Source organism: Lacrimispora sp., from assembly GCF_046972725.1.
Taxonomy (GTDB): Bacteria; Bacillota; Clostridia; order Lachnospirales; family Lachnospiraceae; genus Lacrimispora.
Map to the genome: position 1 here is coordinate 737,621 of NZ_JBKVXF010000002.1, position 19,447 is coordinate 757,067.

Here is a 19,447-nt window from a genome sequence, read left to right on the forward strand (position 1 = left end):
TTCGAGTGGCTGCCAAAAAGAATATGCATTCCTACAGGAATACGGCTTATGTACATGGAAACACTGTCCGTAAAGCCATGCCGGCCCGTATGCCGGTTCATACGCCAGACGAAGTCCGACGGTCATCTGTCAATAACAGAGTGCGGCGGAATCGTGAAAAAGCTCTGCAAATGGATCTGCCTTACGTTCTCATGCTGACGGTTGCCGTGGTCTGCACTCTCTGCTTATGTGTAAGATACCTGCATCTGCAAGCATCTATTACAACCAACATTCACGGAATAGAGGTACATGAAGCACAACTGGAAAAATTAAGAACTGAAAATAACGCACTGGAAATGAGTATAAATACTTCCGTTGATTTGGATCATGTGTATAAAGTAGCCACTGAGGAACTTGGTATGGTCTATGCGAACAAGGACCAGATCCTTCACTATGATAAAACGGAAAGTGAGTATGTAAGACAGAATGAGGACATCCCGAAACACTAACAAATACAGGAATAAAAAAAGTAAGGTATTCCCACGTTATATGCAGGAAAAGCTGGCGATTACGGTTCTTGTAATTACGCTGGCTTTGTTTGCATTAGTTATGATCCTTTATAATCTGATGGCCAATAAAAAAGAAGATTATAATCAGATTGTGCTGTCCCAGCAGGAGTATGACAGCCGTGTGATTCCCTTTAAACGGGGCGATATTATGGACCGCAACGGAACTTATCTGGCAGCCAGTGAAAAGGTCTATAATTTAATCCTTGATCCCAAGCAGATCATGTCAGATCCGGATGCCTACCTGGAGGCTTCCGTCACCGCGCTTACGGAATGCTTTGGTTATGACCGTACGGAAATCCTGAATCTGATCCAGGAAAAGAAGGATAAGCAATATGTACGCTATGCAAAACAGCTGACATATGATGACAAAGACAAATATGAAAAATATAAATCTGATAAGGCCACAGAACTGAAAAAAAGCGGAAAAGGCATCAGGGGCATCTGGTTTGAAGATGAATATAAGAGGGTTTATCCGTACAATTCCATGGGCAGCAAAGTCATTGGGTTTTCAAACAGTGACAGTATGAGCGGCACCGGCGGTATTGAACAGTTTTATAATTCCACTCTTATGGGAGTCAATGGAAGAGAATATGGATATTTGAATGATGATTCTAATCTGGAACGGGTGATTAAGCCTGCTTCTAACGGAAATACTGTGGTTTCTACCATTGATGTCAACATACAAAAAATTGTGGAAAAGTACATAAATGAATGGCAGCAGCAGACGGGCAGTAAACAGATCGGTGTTATTGTTATGGATCCAAATAATGCAGAAGTACTGGCTATGGCAGATGGAAAATCATTTGATTTAAATAATCCCAGAGCTTTAAGACCGGAATATACGGAAGATGTGCTGCGCCAGTTGGGAATCCAGGAAGCCATAGATGATTATAAGAGAAAAAATAAAGATGCTGAACCTCTCACTGCGGAAACGGTTTTCCAGCATTATAATAATGAACAGATCCTGTCTTTGGGCACTCAGGTGGCATGGAACCAGACCTGGCGGAATTTTACCATTAGTGATGGGTTTGAGCCCGGCTCTACGGAGAAGATATTTACCGTGTCTGCTGCCCTGGAGGAAGGAGCCATTACGGGAAAAGAAACCTATGAGTGCAACCGCTTTTTGGAAGTGGGAGGACATAAGATCCACTGCGTCAGCAGATATGGACATGGTCTTATTACAGTGGAACAGGGACTTATGAAGTCCTGCAATGTTGTCATGATGCGCATTGCCAGTCAGATGGGAAAAGAAAAGTTCTATAAGTATCAGCAGATTTTTGGATTTGGCTCGAAAACCGGAATTGATCTTCCTGGGGAGGCGGATAATAAGACAAATATATATCAGGCGGACACGGCTGGCGATGCAGACCTGGCTACGAACTCATTTGGCCAGAACTTTAACTCCACGATGATTCAGATGGCAGCTGCCTACTGCTCTGTGATTAACGGCGGTTCATATTATGAACCTCACGTGGTAAAGCAGATACTGAACGAGCAGGGATCCGTCATTAAAAAAGTTGACCCTGTGCTCGTCCGGGAAACGGTGTCTGAATCTACCACCAAGTTTATTAACGAAGCTTTGTATAAAACAGTCAACGCAGAAGGCGGTACCGGCGGAGCGGCAAAGGTGGCAGGCTATAAAATTGCAGGAAAGACAGGAACTGCCGAGAAATTCCCCCGTGATAAGACAAATTATGTTGTGTCTTTTTGCGGATATGCACCTGCGGACAACCCTCAGGTTCTGGTATATGTAGTGATTGATGAACCGCATGTGGAAGACCAGCCTCACAGCACTTATGCCAGCGAGGTTTTTCGCAAAATCATGACTGAGATTCTACCTTATTTAAATGTATTCCCTGATACGGATGTTGATCAGGCTCTTCCTTCGGATGAGGCATCAAAGCTTCCGGAGCAGGAAGGAATCACCAGGGAAACAGAAGCTGGTTCTGAGGGAGAGACTGCAGCGGAAGAGGCAGGCACTGAGACTTCTTCTCAAGCGGCGCCTACTATGGAAAATGGACAGCAGGTTCCGGAAGAATATTTAAATCCTTCGGAGGAATACGTCAACAGACCAGAGGGAGAGGATTCCGTTTTACCTGGTGGAGTACCGGGAGAGACAGGAGATTCCTCTGAAAGCCAGCCGGCGTCAGAGGAAGAAACTGCAGCCCAGTAGAAAAATGCGTGTAGGGCTCATAAAAAAGACAGATATTCATATACTGTAACAATAATGGCGGTGGAGCAGTGTATGAATTCAAACAAAACACATCACAGAGAGAAAATAGCCCTCCTGTTTTTCCTGTTATTTCTTGCCATGACAGGACTTATGGGACGGCTTATTTTTCTAATGATATTCCGTTCCGAGCATTACAGCGCTATGGCTGAGGATCTCCATGAACGGGAGAGGACCATAAAGGCTGCCCGGGGAAATATCATTGATGCCAATGGCACCGTCATTGCCACCAATCGAACGGTGTGTACGATTTCGGTCATTCATAATCAGATCAAGCAGCCGGATGAGGTTGTGGCGGTCTTATCCAGGGAACTTGGGATAAGCGAAGACGAAGTACGCAAGAAGGTAGAGAAGTACAGTTCCAGGGAAATAATTAAAACCAATGTAGACAAGGCGTTGGGAGACCAGATCCGTACGTATCATCTGGCAGGCGTGAAGGTGGATGAAGATTATAAACGGTATTATCCATATGATACCCTTGCCTCAAAGGTATTGGGATTTACCGGAGGAGATAATCAGGGAATCATTGGTCTGGAAGTGAAATACGAACAGTATTTAAAAGGAACCAACGGAAAAATTTTAACCATGTCTGATGCAGCAGGTATCGAGATTGAAAATGCGGCAGAAGACCGGATCGAACCCGTTGCAGGTCAGGATCTGCAGATCAGTCTGGATGTGAATATACAAAGATATTGTGAGCAGGCTGCTTATCAGGTCATGGAGAAAAAAAGTGCAAAAAAGGTGTCAATTATTGTCATGAATCCTCAAAATGGGGAAATAATGGCTATGGTCAATGCACCTGAATTTAATTTGAATGATCCGTTTACACTAAATACAACGGCTGAGGTTCCGGTCACGGACAAAGAAAAGCAGGATCTCTTAAACCAGATGTGGAGAAATCCCAGCATCAACGATACTTATGAGCCGGGGTCAACATTTAAAATCATTACTGCGGCAGCCGGGCTGGAAGCAGGCGTGGTTAAGCTGGACGATCATTTTTCCTGCCCCGGATTCCGGGTGGTTGAGGACCGGAAGATCCGCTGCCATAAGGTGGGCGGTCATGGCTCTGAAACGTTTCTTCAGGGAATGATGAATTCCTGTAACCCGGTTCTGATCGATGTAGGGCAGCGGCTGGGGGTGGATAATTACTACAAGTATTTTGAACAGTTTGGCTTAAAGGGGAAGACAGGAATCGACATTCCCGGAGAAGCATCAACAATCATGCATAAAAAGCAGGATATGGGCCTGGTGGAGCTGGCAACTGTGTCTTTCGGCCAGTCATTTCAGATCACGCCCATGCAGCTTATCACAACTGCCGCATCGATTGTAAACGGCGGCAACCGGATCACGCCTCATTTTGGAGTAAAAGCAGTCAGCGCAGATGGAGAATCTGCCCACAACTTTACTTATCCCGTCAAAGAGGGAATCGTATCCGCTGAAACAAGTGAAACCATGCGTTATATTCTGGAGCAGGTAGTGTCCGAGGGAAGCGGTAAAAGAGCAAAACTCGAAGGCTACCGGATCGGTGGGAAAACTGCTACGTCTGAAAAGCTTCCAAGAAGCTTAAAAAAATATATTTCTTCCTTTGTAGGTTTTGCGCCGGCAGATAATCCCAAGGTAATTGCACTTATTACCATTGATGAACCAGAGGGTATCTACTATGGAGGAACCATTGCAGCACCGGTCATTGCGGACATTTTTAAGAATATTCTTCCGTATCTGGGAATTGAGCCAACAGAGGAAAAAACTGTTTCTACGTTTCGAATCAGTGGTTGATTATTCGGAAGAAAAGACGTATACTACTTACTGTGTACTTTTGATATACGAATACATAAAATATTGAGGTGTGACATGATTAACGAAACGATTCTGGCTATTATCATAGCTTTTGCCATCAGCGCTATGCTGTGTCCCATTGTAATCCCATTTCTCCACAGGCTGAAATTTGGCCAGGAGGTCCGTAAGGAAGGGCCGGAGAGTCATTTGAAAAAACAGGGTACTCCGACGATGGGAGGACTCATTATATTAACCAGCGTTATCATCACGTCCTTGTTCTATATCAGGGATTATCCAAAGATCATTCCGGTGCTCTTTATGACCGTCGGGTTTGGAATTGTAGGATTTCTTGATGATTACATCAAGATCGTGATGAAACGGTCCGAAGGTCTTACCCCATTTCAGAAAATGGCAGGACAGTTAATCATCACAGGAATTTTTGCCTACTATCTGGTTCATTCAAAGGATGTAGGCACCGGTATGCTAATTCCGTTTACCGGCGGTTTTGATAAGGGACTGTATTTGAATTTGGGACTGTTCTTTATTCCCGCAGTATTTTTCATTGTGATCGGAACGGACAACGGTGTGAACTTTACCGATGGTCTTGATGGGCTATGCACCAGTGTGACCATTCTGGTTGCGACATTCCTTACTGTTGTGGCGATCGGGGAAAGGACTGGCATCAGCCCTATTACCGGTGCGGTTGTCGGAAGCCTTCTTGGTTTTTTATTGTTTAATGTTTATCCGGCGAGAGTATTCATGGGGGATACCGGCTCCCTTGGACTTGGAGGTTTTGTTGCATCCAGTGCTTTTATGATGCAGATACCGGTCTTTATTGCCATCATCGGTTTTATTTATTTGATTGAAGTCTTATCGGTCATCATTCAGGTGACATATTTTAAAAAAACAGGCGGGAAAAGAATCTTTAAGATGGCTCCCATCCATCACCATTTTGAACTTTGCGGATGGTCGGAAACCCGGGTGGTCGCAGTGTTTGCTATTATAACAGCGGTTCTTTGTCTGCTTGCATACCTTGGATTATAGGAGAGAAACCATATGAGTCAGAAAATTTTAGTTGCCGGCAGTGGAAAAAGTGGTGCAGCCGCCTCCAGGCTGATACTTAAAACAGGGGATGAAGTTGTTCTTTATGACAGCAATGATGCCATAAATGCGGATGAGCTGTTAAGCCAGTTCAAAGGAGAAGGGACCATTCGCCTTTTGCTGGGAGAATTGCACAAGGAAGATATAAAGGATGTGGATCTTTGTGTTATCAGTCCGGGAATCTCTCTGGATGCGCCTTTTGTCTCAATAATCAAGGAGGCGGATATTCCCATCTGGAGTGAGGTCCAGCTGGCTTATCATTATGCCAAAGGAAAACTGGCAGCTATCACGGGAACCAATGGTAAGACAACTACTACGGCTCTTACGGGAGAGATCATGAAAGCTTATTATGATCAGGTTTTTGTTGTGGGCAATATTGGAATTCCATATACGGAAGAAGCCTTAAAGATGACAAAAGATTCCGTGACAGTGGCTGAGATCAGCAGCTTTCAGCTGGAGACCATTACCGATTTCAGACCTGATGTCAGTGCCATTCTTAATATAACGCCAGATCACTTAAATCGTCATAAAACTATGGATTGCTACATAAAAGTAAAAGAAAGCATTACACAAAATCAGAGAGAACAGGAATGTTGTATTTTAAACTATGATGATCCTGTTCTGCGTGAATTTGGCAGAACAATAAAACCCAAAGTTGTTTACTTCAGCAGCCGTGAGAAACTTGAAGAGGGCTACTGTATGGATGGGGACATGATTATCTTTAACCATCTTGGAAAGCGGCAGGAGATTGTATCGGTAAAAGATTTAAAACTCCTTGGCCGCCACAATCATGAGAACGTTATGGCTGCTGTGGCCATCTCTTCAGAGATGGGAGTACCTATGGATATTATCAAAAAGGTAATCTGTGAGTTCAAAGCGGTGGAGCACCGGATTGAGTTTGTAGCTGAAAAAGCAGGGGTCAAGTATTATAATGACTCAAAGGGAACCAATCCTGATGCGGCGATTCAGGCGATCAAGGCTATGCCGGGACCAACCATACTGATTGCGGGAGGATACGATAAAAACTCTGAATATGATGAATGGATCGAATCCTTTGAAGGAAAAGTCCGTTATATGGTCTTGCTTGGGCAGACAAGGGAAAAGATTGCCGAATGCGCTTCCAGGCATGGCTTTACCAATGTCATGTATGCGGAAGACATGCAGGAGGCAGTCAGCGTCTGTGCCTCCTATGCCAATATTGGAGATTATGTGCTTCTTTCACCGGCATGCGCCAGCTGGGGCATGTTTAAGTGCTATGAGGAGCGTGGTGAGATCTTTAAAGAGTGCGTCCGCAATCTGTAATGCTGCTATTGCATTGGAGTATAGTTGGCGAGGAGGAATGATATGGCGGAAAAAAGGCCAGTGAGGAAGAAAAATAAGCCGCGCCGTTTTTATGATTACAGCCTTTTATTTACTGTAATATTCCTGACTGTTTTTGGATTGGTAATGATATACAGTGCCAGTTCCTATGCAGCCCAGCTTAAATTTGGCAACGCCGCTTATTTTATGATGAGGCAGGCCCAGATAGCGCTGGGAGGTTTTGTTATAATGATTGTGATATCCAAAATGGATTATCACTGGTATGGGAAGTTTGCTTTATTTGCTTATATCCTTTCCTATGTTCTTATGATTGCCGTTTCCTTATTTGGAATTGAGCGTAACGGTAAAAAAAGATGGCTGGGAGTTGGAGCCCTTTCCTTTCAGCCCACAGAATTTGTTAAGATCGCCCTGATTGTCATGCTGGCAGCTATGATTGTGCAGATGGGTAAAAATATCAATACCAGAAATGGAGCGGTTCTTGTAATTGTAACGGCACTTCCTATTGCAGGAATCGTAGCGGCAAACAATTTAAGTTCCGGTATTATCATTGTCGGAATCGCCTTTGTCATGCTGTTTGTGGCGTGCAAAAAGAAATGGCCTTTCTTCGCCTGTGGATTTGCGGGAGTCGGCCTATTGGCATTTGCAGGTCCTTTAGCTACAATCCTTGAAAAAATGAATATTCTTCATGATTATCAGCTTGGCCGGATTCTGGTCTGGCTGGAACCGGAGGCATATCCTTCTACCGGAGGATATCAGGTTCTTCAGGGACTTTATGCCATTGGTTCCGGGGGCCTTGTAGGAAGGGGCCTGGGAGAGAGCATACAGAAGATGGGATTTGTGCCTGAGGCCCAGAATGATATGATTTTTTCGATTATTTGTGAAGAACTTGGCCTTTTTGGAGCGGTGTCCGTGATACTGATCTTTCTTTTCATGATTTACCGTTTCATGCTGATTGCAGATAATGCGCCTGATTTATTCGGTGCTCTGCTGGTTGTTGGAGTCATGGGGCATATTGCCATTCAGGTAATTCTTAATATTGCAGTAGTTACCAACACCATACCAAATACCGGTATTACCCTTCCGTTTATCAGTTACGGAGGTACTTCGGTCCTGTTTCTTATGATCGAAATGGGGATGGTCTTAAGTGTTTCTAACCAGATAAAACTGGAAAAATGATAAAATTTGATACCATTCTCTCACTTTTAACATAGGATAGTATATAAGAAGCCATGGGAGGTACCGGATTGTCAGTCATACAGGTCCAGGGGTTACGATCCTTAAAAGGTGAGATAAAAATTCAGGGTTCCAAGAATGCTGTTCTGCCAATGATGGCAGCGGCGGTTCTCCATAAAGGTACAACAGTGATTCATAATGTCCCCAGGATACAGGATGTGTTCTGTATGCTGGGGATACTTCAGCGTATTGGCTGTATTTGCCGGCTGGAGGGCAACACATTGATTGTCAACGCAGTAACACTTACTCAGGCGGAGATTCCGGAAGATTATATTAAAAGCATGCGTTCATCCATTATATTATCAGGACCGCTTCTTGGAAGGACCGGTCTTGCAGTCACAAGTTTTCCGGGAGGCTGCTCCATCGGTGAGAGGCCCATTGATCTGCATCTGTCTGCATTCCGCAAGCTGGGGGCGGCGGTGGAGGAAAAGGATGAAAAGCTGATTGTGTCAGCTGAGAATCTGACGGGTGCTGAGATCGAATTCCCATTTCCCAGTGTGGGTGCCACGGAGAATGCACTGCTGGCCGCCGTCAATGCCCGGGGAGTCACGATCATAAAGGGAGCTGCAAAAGAGCCTGAGATCGCTGCTCTCTGCGAATTTTTAACCAACATGGGTGCCAAAATTGAGGGGATTGGAACCTCAAAGCTGACGGTCACAGGTGTAACAGATTTTCATGATTCAGAGTTTACTGTTGCAGGTGACCGGATTGTGGCAGGAACGTACTTAGCGGCTGTAATGGCCGCAGAAGGGAGTGTCTTTATCAATGGAATCCGGCCGGCGGATTTGGCTGCTGCCCTGTCTCTTGCAGAGAAGATGGGAGCAAAGCTTAAATCTTATGAATACGGTCTGGAGGTTTCCATGAAAGGGAGACCCCGCTGCGTGGATGCAGTAACAGAACCATATCCGGGATTTCCTACAGACCTGCAGTCTCCGATGATGGCGGTAATGTCATCCGGACAGGGAAGAGCGAAATTAACGGAAACTATTTTTGAAGGACGGTTTGGAACTGCGCAGGAACTTAAAAAGCTGGGAGCAGACATTGAAATTGAAGGAAAGCATGCCATAATTCATGGCCGCTATCCGTTATCAGGAAACCGGGTAACGGCTCCTGACCTTCGGGGCGGGGCGGCTCTTGTGATCGCAGGCCTTGCGTGTGAAGGAATAACGGAAATCCATGAATGTTATCACATTGAACGTGGATATGAAGATATCTGCCGGGATTTAAGCAGTCTCGGTGCGGTGATCAGAGGGATGGAATGAGATATCTAAAAAGCAGCAGAAGAAAAACGAAAATAGCAATCGCGGCAGCGGTGGTTTTGTTGGGAGCAGTCGCTTTTATGTCACTTCAAATTAAGGAAATTACAGTGACCGGCAATAAAAAATATACTTCCGAACAGATTGTTGATCTCTTGTTTAAGGACAGCTGGGATCGGAATGCGATTTTTTGTTTCTTTAAGGACCGTTTGAAAGAGCATGAGCAGATTCCTTTCGTGGAAGACTATAAAATCGTATTCCAGAGCCCGGTTAAAGTGGAAGTGATCGTATATGAGAAGTCCGTAGTGGGATATGTTTCTTATATGGGAAGTTATATGTATTTTGATAAGGATGGAATCATCGTAGAGAGCTCCAGCGGGCAGCTGCCCGGAGTTCCGTGGATTGTGGGGCTGGAGTATGGGCATATTGCCCTGCACCAACCCCTGCCTGTGGAGAACAGCCGGATCTTTGATGAAATACTGACATTGACCCAGCTTTTATCCACTCACGGAATTCCGGTGGATCAGATCCAGTATGATTCCAGAGGGAATGCCACCCTGGTGATGGAAAGCATCAGAGTATATCTCGGAAGCAATGATCAGATGAATGGAAAGATCTCTGAGCTTAAGGACCAGATGCCTGTGTTGTCAGGGCTCAAAGGAACTTTATATCTGGATACATACGATGAGGCGAAAACTGTCACTTCTTATCGCTTTGTAAAGGATAAATGAATTTACATAATTTGCAAGCAATTTTGTTGAAAAAATAGTTGATATTTTTATAAAAATCAAATATGATATTAGATAGGTTTATACAGTAAGCTGTTTATGGTTAAAGGAGGATATAATCTTGTTAGAGATTAAGATAAATGAGGCGGACAATGCCGCAAGGATTCTGGTTATCGGAGTAGGCGGTGCCGGAAACAATGCGGTGAACCGCATGATTGATGAGAATATAGCTGGTGTAGAATTTCTTGGAATTAACACGGACAAGCAGGCATTGCAGTTTTGCAAGGCTCCAACTGCGATGCAGATCGGAGAAAAGCTGACAAAGGGTCTTGGTGCTGGTGCAAAGCCTGAGATGGGTGAAAAGGCAGCGGAGGAAAATGCGGACGAGCTGGCTCAGGCGATGAAGGGTGCTGATATGGTATTCGTTACCTGCGGTATGGGCGGTGGAACAGGAACAGGAGCAGCTCCTGTTGTTGCAAAGATTGCCAAGGATATGGGAATACTGACGGTCGGCGTTGTCACAAAGCCTTTCCGCTTTGAAGCAAGAACCCGTATGTCCAACGCAATTGCCGGGATTGAACGCTTAAAAGAAAGCGTTGATACTTTAATTGTAATTCCCAATGACCGTCTTTTAGAGATTGTAGACAGACGGACAACTATGCCGGATGCCCTTAAAAAAGCAGATGAAGTTCTTCAGCAGGCTGTTCAGGGAATTACGGACTTAATAAACGTACCTGGGCTTATTAACCTGGATTTTGCAGATGTTCAGACAGTTATGACAGACAAGGGCATTGCTCATATCGGTATCGGCCATGCGAAGGGCGATGAGAAGGCGTTGGAAGCTGTGAAACAGGCAGTATCCAGTCCTTTGCTTGAAACGACCATCGAGGGAGCTTCCCACGTAATCATTAATATTTCCGGTGATATCAGCCTTATTGAAGCCAATGAAGCAGCAAGCTATGTTCAGGAGATGGCAGGAGATGACGCGAACATTATCTTTGGTGCCATGTATGACGAGAACGCTCAGGATGAAGCGAGTATCACTGTTATTGCTACCGGACTTGACATGCAGTCAGAGACACCGGTATCCAAGGTTATGACTAATTTCTCCAATCCAAACTTTAAACAGCCGAAAGCAGCAGCGCCGCAGAATCAGCCGGTAAATCAGGAAGCCGCAGCCACTGCAGCAACTCCTGGATATAATCAGAATCTCAATCAGAACTACAATAACGGAAATTATACTGCTCCTGCATATAACAATAATCAGAATTACAACAATCAGAACTATGCAGGCTCCAATTATCAGAAGCCCAATTATAATGGACAGAATAACCATCAGGGAGTTCCGCAGCAAGGCGGACAGCCTTACCGCCCGACCGTGAATAAAGAGGTTCAGATTAACATACCGGATTTTTTAAGAAATAAAAGATAAATCAAATGATGTTACATATCAGGCAGGTTCCCGTGAACCTGCCTGTTTTGGAAAGGAGTGGCAGTATGTCTGAAAAACAAAAGGATTGGGAGATTTCTGAGGACTATTACAATGGTGGCGATGCAGAAAAGAAGCTGTTTCTGGAAGACTTTATAACGGAATCAGATCTTGAACAAGAGGAGATGCTGTCTCCGGACCCTGCCAATGAATTATTGAAAAAAACCATAGATGACGTTCGCCAGGTACTTGCGCTGGCCCAGGAAGGGAAAGCTATTGCAGAGATCGTTGCAATCACCGGACTTGAAGAAGCATATGTATACAATATACAGGTTTGTGCCCAGGGGTTCCGGGAGGATGATGAGATTGCCGTAGCCCACCTGGTACTTGGATAGAAGGAGAACCGCCATGAAGAGAAAGATTTGTCCGATTTGTGATCTTCCGGTCAATGGAGGGAACTACTGTTCCAATTGCAGGAAGATGGTACGCCGGCCTGTTTTTTGGGAGATGGATTATTATTTAAATGAAAGACGGCCAGATCATGAAAAAAACGAATCTGTACCGCCCCGTATGTCCGTGCCAAACCGCACGGCCATGCGGGGCCGCACAGCCGCTCCGAACCGCTCGTCTGATTCCAGCCGTACGGTTACGCCTGCAGTCCCTGGCAGTCCCCGGCAGCAGTCACAGCCTTACATACCAGCCGCCTCAAAAGGACAGGAGCAAAAAAAGCCGGGAAAGAAATTTCGGATTTCATTGGCAGGAATTGCTACTTTATTTTTTTTGGTTGTTGGAGCACTTCCGGATGTGATAAAAAAGGCAGACCGGATTCTGGACAGTTATTCCAGCTATGAAACAGCAGCCCCCTTTGAGGATTCGGGCTTTACTCAGCTGGAGGAAGGGGAAGTCATTGCGGCCGGAATTCCCTGTAGCGGATATGCCCATTTTCCTGCAGATGGAAAAGCGATTGCAGACGCTATGGGACAATATCTGTCTGACAATAATTATGGATATCAGTTAAAGCCGGAAGATATTTATACGAATAACTATGAGTTAGAGACGGAAGACGGCTGGTTATCCTATTATGAGACCATAACCGGCTATTACCTGGAAGATGAAATTAACAGCCAGTTAAATACGGAAGATAAAGAATATGCTTACCAGTATGTGGAACTGAATTATGATACGGCAACCGGTGAGATGCATGATTACATGTCTTCTTTGAATAGTGAGGAAGCGTGTCTGGCTTATCTGGAATACTTTCTTAAGCTTACGGAGACGGCAGTCTCTATCCCCATGGAGGACAGCAGTATTCCGTCTCTCATGGAAGGAATTCGTACTGGGCTTGACCAGGAAGATACGGTAAATATTGTGGAAGGTATTTTCCGTGTTACTGCTTACAGAGATGAAGATATGGTTCGGGTTGCTGTTTCCTATAATGATATTCAGACAGCAGAAAACGGAGAAGTGTGACCGTTTCCAGTAAAAACCGCTGTTTTTAATTGACACAAGGTCTAAGATCTGATATAATCATGCCAATCGTAAAGGGGAGTAGCCTCCAGCGATCAGCTGGATAAGATTGCGTCAAGACGGTAAAGCGATTTATCCGCATCCTTATGAAATGTGCAAGACTTTTATTGATACCGTAAGAGGTGTCGGTAAAGGTCTTTTTCTTTTATAGGAAAGTCCCTCTGCCTTTATGAGAGTATGGAATCGATGGTAATTATGGAAAGGAGACGTATTATGGAAACAATTGATCCCCAAAAAAATGAGGTTTGGAAAAAGATGAAAAGAATTTTGAAGAAATCAGGAATTGCAGCCGTTCTTATAGTGGCGATCCCGGTTATCGGTTTTGGATCGATATATAATATTCAGGAGCAGGAACAGGCCGTAGTGACCACCATGGGAAAAGCAAGAGCAGTGACAGAACCAGGGCTGCATTTTAAAGTCCCGTTTGTGCAGAGTGTGAAAAAGGTCAATACCACCATTCAGGGCTTTGCAATTGGATATGATCCCAATGATAATCAAAGTAAGGAAGAAGACTCTCTGATGATCACAAAGGATTATAATTTTGTAAACGTAGATTTTTTCGTGGAGTACAAGGTGGCAGATCCGGTCCGGACCGTATATGAATCAGAAGATCCTTTAAAGGTATTGCAGAGCATTACAAAGAGCTGCATCCGTACGGTGATCGGAAGCTATGATGTGGATTCGGTACTGACCAATGGAAAGAATGAAATCCAGTCAAAGATCAAGCAGATGATCATGGAAAAGCTTGAAAAACACGACATTGGGCTGACGGTCGTAAACGTTACCATTCAGGACTCAGAGCCGCCGACACAAGAGGTCATGGAAGCCTTTAAAGCAGTGGAAACTGCAAAGCAGGGAAAAGAAACTGCCATCAACAATGCCAACAAGTACCGGAACGAAAAACTTCCTGAGGCAACGGCACAGACCGATAAGATCCTACAGGAGGCAGAATCTACAAAGGCAAAGAGAATCAACGAAGCCAGTGCGGAAGTTGCAAAATTCAATGCCATGTATATTGAATACCAGAAGAATCCGGAAGTAACCAAAAAAAGAATGTTTTATGAAACCATGGAAAAGGTACTGCCGGATATGAAGGTGATCATAGACGGAACGGACAAAACCAGCACGATTTTACCTCTTGACAGCTTTACGGGAGGCAGTGCCGGTACCGGTGCCACTGGAGAAAAGGAGAAAGCGGAATGAAAAAAAGAATAAAAAAGACGATTTTGGCACTTGCAGTTTTGGCAGCGGTTATCGTATTATCCGGTTCGGTTGTAATTACAAATGAGAATGAATATAAATTGATCCGCCAGTTCGGACGTGTGGAACGGGTGATTGGAACCTCTGGATTATCCATGAAGATTCCTTTTATTCAGTCGGCGGATACTCTTCCCAAGCAGATATTGATTTACGATCTGGCAGCATCGGATGTAATCACCATGGATAAGAAGACCATGTTGAGCGACAGCTATGTGTTGTGGCGGATCGAAGATCCTTTGAAGTTTGCCCAGTCCTTAAACTCTTCCATTACCAATGCAGAAGGGAGAATTGATACTGTGGTATATAACTCCGTAAAGAATGTTATAAGCAGCATGAGCCAGAATGACGTAATCAGCAGCCGGGATGAAGAACTTTCTCAGGCAATCATGAATAATGTAGGGGATAATATGATCCAGTATGGGATCAGGCTTCTGGCTGTGGAAACCAAACGTCTTGATCTGCCGGTGGATAATAAGGCAGCTGTCTATGAGCGGATGATATCTGAACGTGATAAAATTGCGGCTACTTATACGGCGGAAGGTCAGGCAGAGGCTAAGAAAATACAAAATACAACAGACAGGGAAATTGCCATTAGCATTTCGGATGCCCAGGCCCAGGCAGCATCCATAACGGCAGAAGGGGAAGCAGAGTACATGAGGATTCTGGCGGATGCTTACAATGATGCTCAGAAAACCGAATTTTATGCCTTTGTCCGTTCCCTTGAGGCGGCAAGAACCTCATTGAAAGGGAAGAACAATACCTTGATCCTGCCTGGTAATTCCCCACTGGCGCAGATATTTACAGGCCGTTAATTGTTGCAGGAACAGATTTTTTATGGTAAAGTGTTACTAGATAAAAGAAACGAAAGACAGGAGATAGACAGCATGAAAATAAAAGATATTCTGAGCCAGGGAAAGCCGACGTTGTCTTTTGAAGTATTTCCCCCAAAGACAGAGGATAAGTACGAATCTGTGGAACAGGCTGCGGCAGAGATCGCAAAGCTCAATCCGGCGTTCATGAGTGTCACTTATGGAGCAGGGGGAGGCACCAGTAAATATACGGTTGACATCGCTTCAGCCCTTCATCATGAGTACCACGTGACAGCTCTGGCTCATTTGACCTGTGTATCTTCTACAAAAGAAAAGGTTCGGGAAGTTCTTCATGACTTAAAAGAAGCAGGGATTGAGAATGTGCTTGCTCTTCGCGGTGACATTCCGCAGGATGGACTGATTTCCAAAGAATACAGCTATGCATCAGAATTGATCCGGGAGATAAAGGAAGCGGGGGACTTTTGCATCGGTGCCGCCTGTTATCCGGAAGGCCACGTGGAATCCGCCAGCAAGACCATAGATATGGATTACTTAAAGCAAAAGGTGGAGGCAGGCTGTGATTTTGTAACCACTCAGATGTTTTTCGATAATAATATATTATACAATTACTTATACCGCATCAGGGAAAAGGGAATAACTGTACCTGTGGTTGCCGGTATTATGCCTGTAACCAATGTCAGGCAGATCATTCGCAGCTGCCAGTTATCCGGAACCTATCTGCCCTCCCGTTTTAAGGCGATTGTAGACCGGTTCGGAGATAATCCTGCGGCAATGAAGCAGGCGGGAATCGCTTATGCCACGGAGCAGATCATTGACCTGATTGCAAACGGAGTGAATGCCATTCATGTATATTCCATGAATAAACCTGATGTAGCATTAAAGATTAAGGAAAATTTATCTGAGATATTGTAATACGTTTGAATTCAGGGTTCGGCGCCTTTTGCAGGGCCGGACCCTTGTTTATTTTATAGGGCATCAGCGCCAGATTCTGACAAGTCAGAATCCTTTTTAACTAGCAGGAGAGGAAGGGAATACCATGGAAATCAGCCGTAAAGAGGTTCGGCGGTATTTGGGATATGGAATACAGGAAGGCGATGATACCGTAAATGCTTTGATTGAAGAGTGTATCCGTGAACTTTTTGATTCGGCTTCTCCCAAATGCATCAGCCGGTCATACCCATTAAAACTGCTTCCGGATCATGGAATTGATTTTACGGTCTTTCAGACCAGAAGCCGGAATTTAAGCAAAAATCTGGCGGACTGCGATCAGGTGATCTTATTTGCTGCGACTTTGGGAACCGGAGTGGACGTACTATTGCATAAATATACAAAGCTTCAGATGAGCAAAGCGGTTACCATGCAGGCAGCGGCAGCGGCCATGATTGAAGAATTCTGTGATGAAGAAAACAAAAAGTTAAAAGAGGAATACGAAGCTGCCGGTCTTTATCTAAGACCCAGGTTCAGCCCCGGATATGGAGATTTTTCTCTGGAATGCCAGCGGGATATTACCGCTGCTTTGGAAACGGCAAAACGGTTGGGCATCATGCTGACGGACAGCCTTTTGATGGCACCGTCAAAATCGGTGACAGCGGTGATGGGTGTGAGCAGAAAGCCTTACCGTTGTGAGGTAAAAGGGTGTGAATCCTGTGGGAAAACAGACTGCGCATACCGGAGAAGTTAAAAGCTACAGATAAAGATGGAGGAAAGTATGACAGGGATTTTAGAAGAGATCAGGAAAAGAATCGTATTTTTTGACGGAGGGACCGGAAGTCTTTTACAGGCCAATGGTCTAAAACCGGGAGAACTGCCGGAGACCTGGAACATAAAATATCCGGATATTATCACAAAGCTTCACCGCGATTACCTGGAAGCCGGTGCAGATATTATAAAGACCAACACCTTTGGAGCCAACGGGCTGAAGTTTTATAAAGGGGCTGAATTTGACTTAGACGAAGTAGTCGCAGCCGCTGTGAAGAATGCAAAACGTGCCGTGGAAACTGCCAGCTATCCAACGGGGAAGGAACGGGGATATATTGCCCTGGATCTAGGCCCCACCGGTAAGCTTTTAAAACCTCTTGGTGACCTGGACTTTGAAGATGCCTATGAGATGTTTGCCCAGGTAGTGAGGATCGGAGAGCGGGAAGGGGCTGATCTGGTTCTTATCGAGACCATGAGTGACAGCTATGAGACAAAGGCGGCTGTACTGGCGGCAAAGGAGAATTCCAGTCTTCCTGTGTTCGTTACCATGATCTTTGATGAAAAAGGAAAGCTTCTGACCGGAGGCAATGTTGAGTCAACGGTTGCCTTACTGGAAGGCTTAAGAGTGGATGCTCTTGGTATCAACTGCGGCCTGGGACCGGTACAGATGAAAGGGATTTTATCCGATATCATGGAGGTGGTTTCTATTCCTGTGATCGTCAATCCAAATGCAGGTCTTCCAAGAAGCGAAGGCGGAAAGACGGTTTATGATATTGATGCTGATGAATTCGCACAGGTAATGGCTGAGATCGTTCAGATGGGGGCCTGCGTGGTCGGCGGCTGCTGCGGAACCACACCGGAGCATATCGGAAAAACGGTGGCATTGTGTAAGGATTTTCCTGCCAGACTGCCGGAGAAAAAGAACCGGACGGTGATATCTTCCTATGCCCAGGCAGTAGTGATGGACCGTGAGCCGATAATTATCGGAGAGAGAATCAATCCTACGGGCAAATCAAAATTCAAACAGGCACTCCGGGATCATAATCTGGAATATATTCTTCGGGAAGGTGTCTCCCAGCAGGATAACGGAGCACATGTTCTGGATGTAAACGTAGGACTTCCGGGAATTGATGAACCTTCCATGATGGTGGAGGTGGTGAAAGAGCTTCAAAGCATCATCGACTTACCGCTTCAGATCGACACTTCAAATATCGAAGCCATGGAGCGGGCCATGAGGATTTACAATGGAAAGCCTCTCATTAATTCTGTCAACGGAAAAGAAGAAATGATGGAGGCCATATTTCCTCTTGTAAAGCGTTACGGCGGGGTTGTGGTTGCTCTTGCTCTTGATGAAGACGGAATTCCTGAGACGGCAGACGGCAGGATTGCCGTATCCCGGAAAATATACAAAAAGGCTGCGGAATATGGGATTGATAAAAAAGACATTGTCATAGATGCCTTGTGCATGACCGTAAGTTCTGACAGCAAGGGAGCCTTGACGACGCTGGAAACCTTGCGGAGGGTACGTGATGATCTGGGCGGAAAGACCATTCTTGGCGTATCCAACATTTCCTTTGGACTTCCCCAGAGGGAAATTGTGAATGCCACATTTTTCACCATGGCGCTGCAGAACGGACTGAGTGCTGCCATCATAAACCCCAATTCAGAGGCCATGATGCGCTCTTATTTAAGCTTTCTGACGCTTTCGGACCTGGATCCTCAGTGCAGCAGGTATATTGGTGTCTACAGCGGTCAGGTGGCAACTCTTGGCGATACGGTTAAGCCTGGGAGCGCCGGCGGAGGGAATGCTTCCGGTAAAGATATGTCCTTATCTGAGAGCATTGCAAAAGGACTGAAGGACCGTGCATTTTCGGCGGTTACAGAACTTTTAAGAGATAAGGAACCTTTGACGATTATCAACGAAGAAATGATTCCGGCTCTTGACCGGGTGGGAAAGGGGTTTGAAAAAGGGATCATATTTCTTCCCCAGCTTTTAATGAGTGCGGAAGCAGCCAAAGCCGCATTTGAAGTCATTAAGGAGCAGATGGCAAAGAATGGTACGGTTGAGGATAAGAAAGGCGCCATTGTTCTTGCAACCGTCAAAGGGGACATTCATGATATCGGGAAAAATATCGTAAAGGTGCTGCTTGAAAATTACAGCTACGATGTGATCGATCTAGGAAAAGATGTGGCTCCGGAATTGATCGTTCAGACAGTTCTTGAGAAAAGGATAAAGCTGGTGGGCTTAAGCGCTCTTATGACCACTACCGTTCCCAGTATGGAAGAGACCATTAAACAGCTTCACAAGGTTTCACCGGATACCAAAGTAATGGTTGGAGGAGCCGTTCTTACCGCCGATTATGCAAAGACCATAGGAGCGGACCAGTACTGCCGTGATGCCATGGCTTCCGTCAATTATGCAGAAGAAGTATTTGAAGGAAAATAAGGTGCCTCATTGACAAATACAGAATGAATGGTACAATTAAACTTGATAATACATCTGGAGGTACA

The 19,447-nt window shown here is 45.1% G+C and carries 16 protein-coding genes; all 16 read left to right on the forward strand.

Translation table 11 applies throughout. From position 1 onward, the window contains the following. Positions 1-5 precede the first annotated feature (5 nt). The 16 genes from ACLTWA_RS11740 to ACLTWA_RS11815 all read left to right on the forward strand — a co-directional run bounded on the left by ACLTWA_RS11740 (position 6) and on the right by ACLTWA_RS11815 (position 19,382). A complete protein-coding gene (locus ACLTWA_RS11740; RefSeq protein WP_412327917.1) occupies positions 6-488 on the forward strand; it encodes a cell division protein FtsL in 483 nt (160 codons plus the stop codon). Continuing rightward, on the forward strand, positions 466-2,721 hold the full coding sequence (locus ACLTWA_RS11745) for a peptidoglycan D,D-transpeptidase FtsI family protein (RefSeq protein WP_412327919.1): 2,256 nt from the start codon (positions 466-468) through the stop codon (positions 2,719-2,721). The genes ACLTWA_RS11740 and ACLTWA_RS11745 overlap by 23 nt, the downstream gene beginning before the upstream one ends. Positions 2,722-2,793: 72 nt before the next feature. Continuing rightward, positions 2,794-4,554 (forward strand): peptidoglycan D,D-transpeptidase FtsI family protein, encoded by a 1,761-nt coding sequence (locus ACLTWA_RS11750; RefSeq protein WP_412327921.1) that lies wholly within the window; start codon positions 2,794-2,796, stop codon positions 4,552-4,554. A 75-nt stretch (positions 4,555-4,629) separates the two neighbouring features. Continuing rightward, the gene (gene mraY, locus ACLTWA_RS11755) at positions 4,630-5,598 is read left to right on the forward strand and encodes a phospho-N-acetylmuramoyl-pentapeptide-transferase (RefSeq protein ID WP_412327922.1); all 969 of its coding nucleotides are present in this window, start codon (positions 4,630-4,632) and stop codon (positions 5,596-5,598) included. 12 nt (positions 5,599-5,610) lie between these two features. Beyond that, positions 5,611-6,957 (forward strand): UDP-N-acetylmuramoyl-L-alanine--D-glutamate ligase, encoded by a 1,347-nt coding sequence (murD, locus tag ACLTWA_RS11760; RefSeq protein WP_412327923.1) that lies wholly within the window; start codon positions 5,611-5,613, stop codon positions 6,955-6,957. A 42-nt stretch (positions 6,958-6,999) separates the two neighbouring features. Further along, a complete protein-coding gene (locus ACLTWA_RS11765; protein ID WP_412327924.1) occupies positions 7,000-8,151 on the forward strand; it encodes an FtsW/RodA/SpoVE family cell cycle protein in 1,152 nt (383 codons plus the stop codon). Between the two features lie 68 nt (positions 8,152-8,219). Beyond that, positions 8,220-9,470 (forward strand): UDP-N-acetylglucosamine 1-carboxyvinyltransferase, encoded by a 1,251-nt coding sequence (murA, locus tag ACLTWA_RS11770; protein WP_412327925.1) that lies wholly within the window; start codon positions 8,220-8,222, stop codon positions 9,468-9,470. Then, positions 9,467-10,195, forward strand: a complete 729-nt coding sequence (locus tag ACLTWA_RS11775; protein ID WP_412327926.1) for a cell division protein FtsQ/DivIB — start codon at positions 9,467-9,469, stop codon at positions 10,193-10,195. The genes murA and ACLTWA_RS11775 overlap by 4 nt, the downstream gene beginning before the upstream one ends. A gap of 118 nt (positions 10,196-10,313) precedes the next feature. Beyond that, positions 10,314-11,624, forward strand: coding sequence for a cell division protein FtsZ (ftsZ, locus tag ACLTWA_RS11780; protein WP_412327928.1), 1,311 nt, complete (start codon positions 10,314-10,316; stop codon positions 11,622-11,624). A gap of 65 nt (positions 11,625-11,689) precedes the next feature. Continuing rightward, the gene (locus tag ACLTWA_RS11785; protein WP_412327929.1) at positions 11,690-12,016 is read left to right on the forward strand and encodes a hypothetical protein; all 327 of its coding nucleotides are present in this window, start codon (positions 11,690-11,692) and stop codon (positions 12,014-12,016) included. Positions 12,017-12,029: 13 nt separating this feature from the next. Then, a complete protein-coding gene (locus ACLTWA_RS11790) occupies positions 12,030-13,091 on the forward strand; it encodes a hypothetical protein (protein WP_412327931.1) in 1,062 nt (353 codons plus the stop codon). A 270-nt stretch (positions 13,092-13,361) separates the two neighbouring features. After that, the gene (gene hflK / locus ACLTWA_RS11795; protein WP_412327932.1) at positions 13,362-14,351 is read left to right on the forward strand and encodes an FtsH protease activity modulator HflK; all 990 of its coding nucleotides are present in this window, start codon (positions 13,362-13,364) and stop codon (positions 14,349-14,351) included. Continuing rightward, entirely contained in the window at positions 14,348-15,220 is an 873-nt protein-coding gene (gene hflC / locus ACLTWA_RS11800) for a protease modulator HflC (protein WP_412327933.1), read from the forward strand. Before hflK ends, hflC begins: the two co-directional genes overlap by 4 nt. Positions 15,221-15,292: 72 nt before the next feature. Next, positions 15,293-16,150, forward strand: coding sequence for a methylenetetrahydrofolate reductase [NAD(P)H] (metF, locus tag ACLTWA_RS11805; RefSeq protein WP_412327935.1), 858 nt, complete (start codon positions 15,293-15,295; stop codon positions 16,148-16,150). Between the two features lie 124 nt (positions 16,151-16,274). Continuing rightward, entirely contained in the window at positions 16,275-16,919 is a 645-nt protein-coding gene (locus tag ACLTWA_RS11810) for a vitamin B12 dependent-methionine synthase activation domain-containing protein (RefSeq protein ID WP_412327937.1), read from the forward strand. 27 nt (positions 16,920-16,946) lie between these two features. After that, positions 16,947-19,382, forward strand: a complete 2,436-nt coding sequence (locus tag ACLTWA_RS11815; RefSeq protein WP_412327938.1) for a homocysteine S-methyltransferase family protein — start codon at positions 16,947-16,949, stop codon at positions 19,380-19,382. Positions 19,383-19,447: the final 65 nt, after the last annotated feature.

Excerpts from the sequence above, each read along its gene's own strand:
- ACLTWA_RS11815 (WP_412327938.1), top strand. The coding sequence starts at position 16,947 with ATGACAGGGATTTTAGAAGAGATCAGGAAAAGAATCGTATTTTTTGAC.
- ACLTWA_RS11750 (WP_412327921.1), top strand. The coding sequence starts at position 2,794 with ATGAATTCAAACAAAACACATCACAGAGAGAAAATAGCCCTCCTGTTT.
- hflC (WP_412327933.1), top strand. The coding sequence starts at position 14,348 with ATGAAAAAAAGAATAAAAAAGACGATTTTGGCACTTGCAGTTTTGGCA.
- hflK (WP_412327932.1), top strand. The coding sequence starts at position 13,362 with ATGGAAACAATTGATCCCCAAAAAAATGAGGTTTGGAAAAAGATGAAA.
- mraY (WP_412327922.1), top strand. The coding sequence starts at position 4,630 with ATGATTAACGAAACGATTCTGGCTATTATCATAGCTTTTGCCATCAGC.
- ACLTWA_RS11745 (WP_412327919.1), top strand. The coding sequence starts at position 466 with ATGAGGACATCCCGAAACACTAACAAATACAGGAATAAAAAAAGTAAG.
- ACLTWA_RS11785 (WP_412327929.1), top strand. The coding sequence starts at position 11,690 with ATGTCTGAAAAACAAAAGGATTGGGAGATTTCTGAGGACTATTACAAT.
- ACLTWA_RS11810 (WP_412327937.1), top strand. The coding sequence starts at position 16,275 with ATGGAAATCAGCCGTAAAGAGGTTCGGCGGTATTTGGGATATGGAATA.
- ACLTWA_RS11790 (WP_412327931.1), top strand. The coding sequence starts at position 12,030 with ATGAAGAGAAAGATTTGTCCGATTTGTGATCTTCCGGTCAATGGAGGG.
- metF (WP_412327935.1), top strand. The coding sequence starts at position 15,293 with ATGAAAATAAAAGATATTCTGAGCCAGGGAAAGCCGACGTTGTCTTTT.
- ACLTWA_RS11765 (WP_412327924.1), top strand. The coding sequence starts at position 7,000 with ATGGCGGAAAAAAGGCCAGTGAGGAAGAAAAATAAGCCGCGCCGTTTT.
- murD (WP_412327923.1), top strand. The coding sequence starts at position 5,611 with ATGAGTCAGAAAATTTTAGTTGCCGGCAGTGGAAAAAGTGGTGCAGCC.
- ACLTWA_RS11775 (WP_412327926.1), top strand. The coding sequence starts at position 9,467 with ATGAGATATCTAAAAAGCAGCAGAAGAAAAACGAAAATAGCAATCGCG.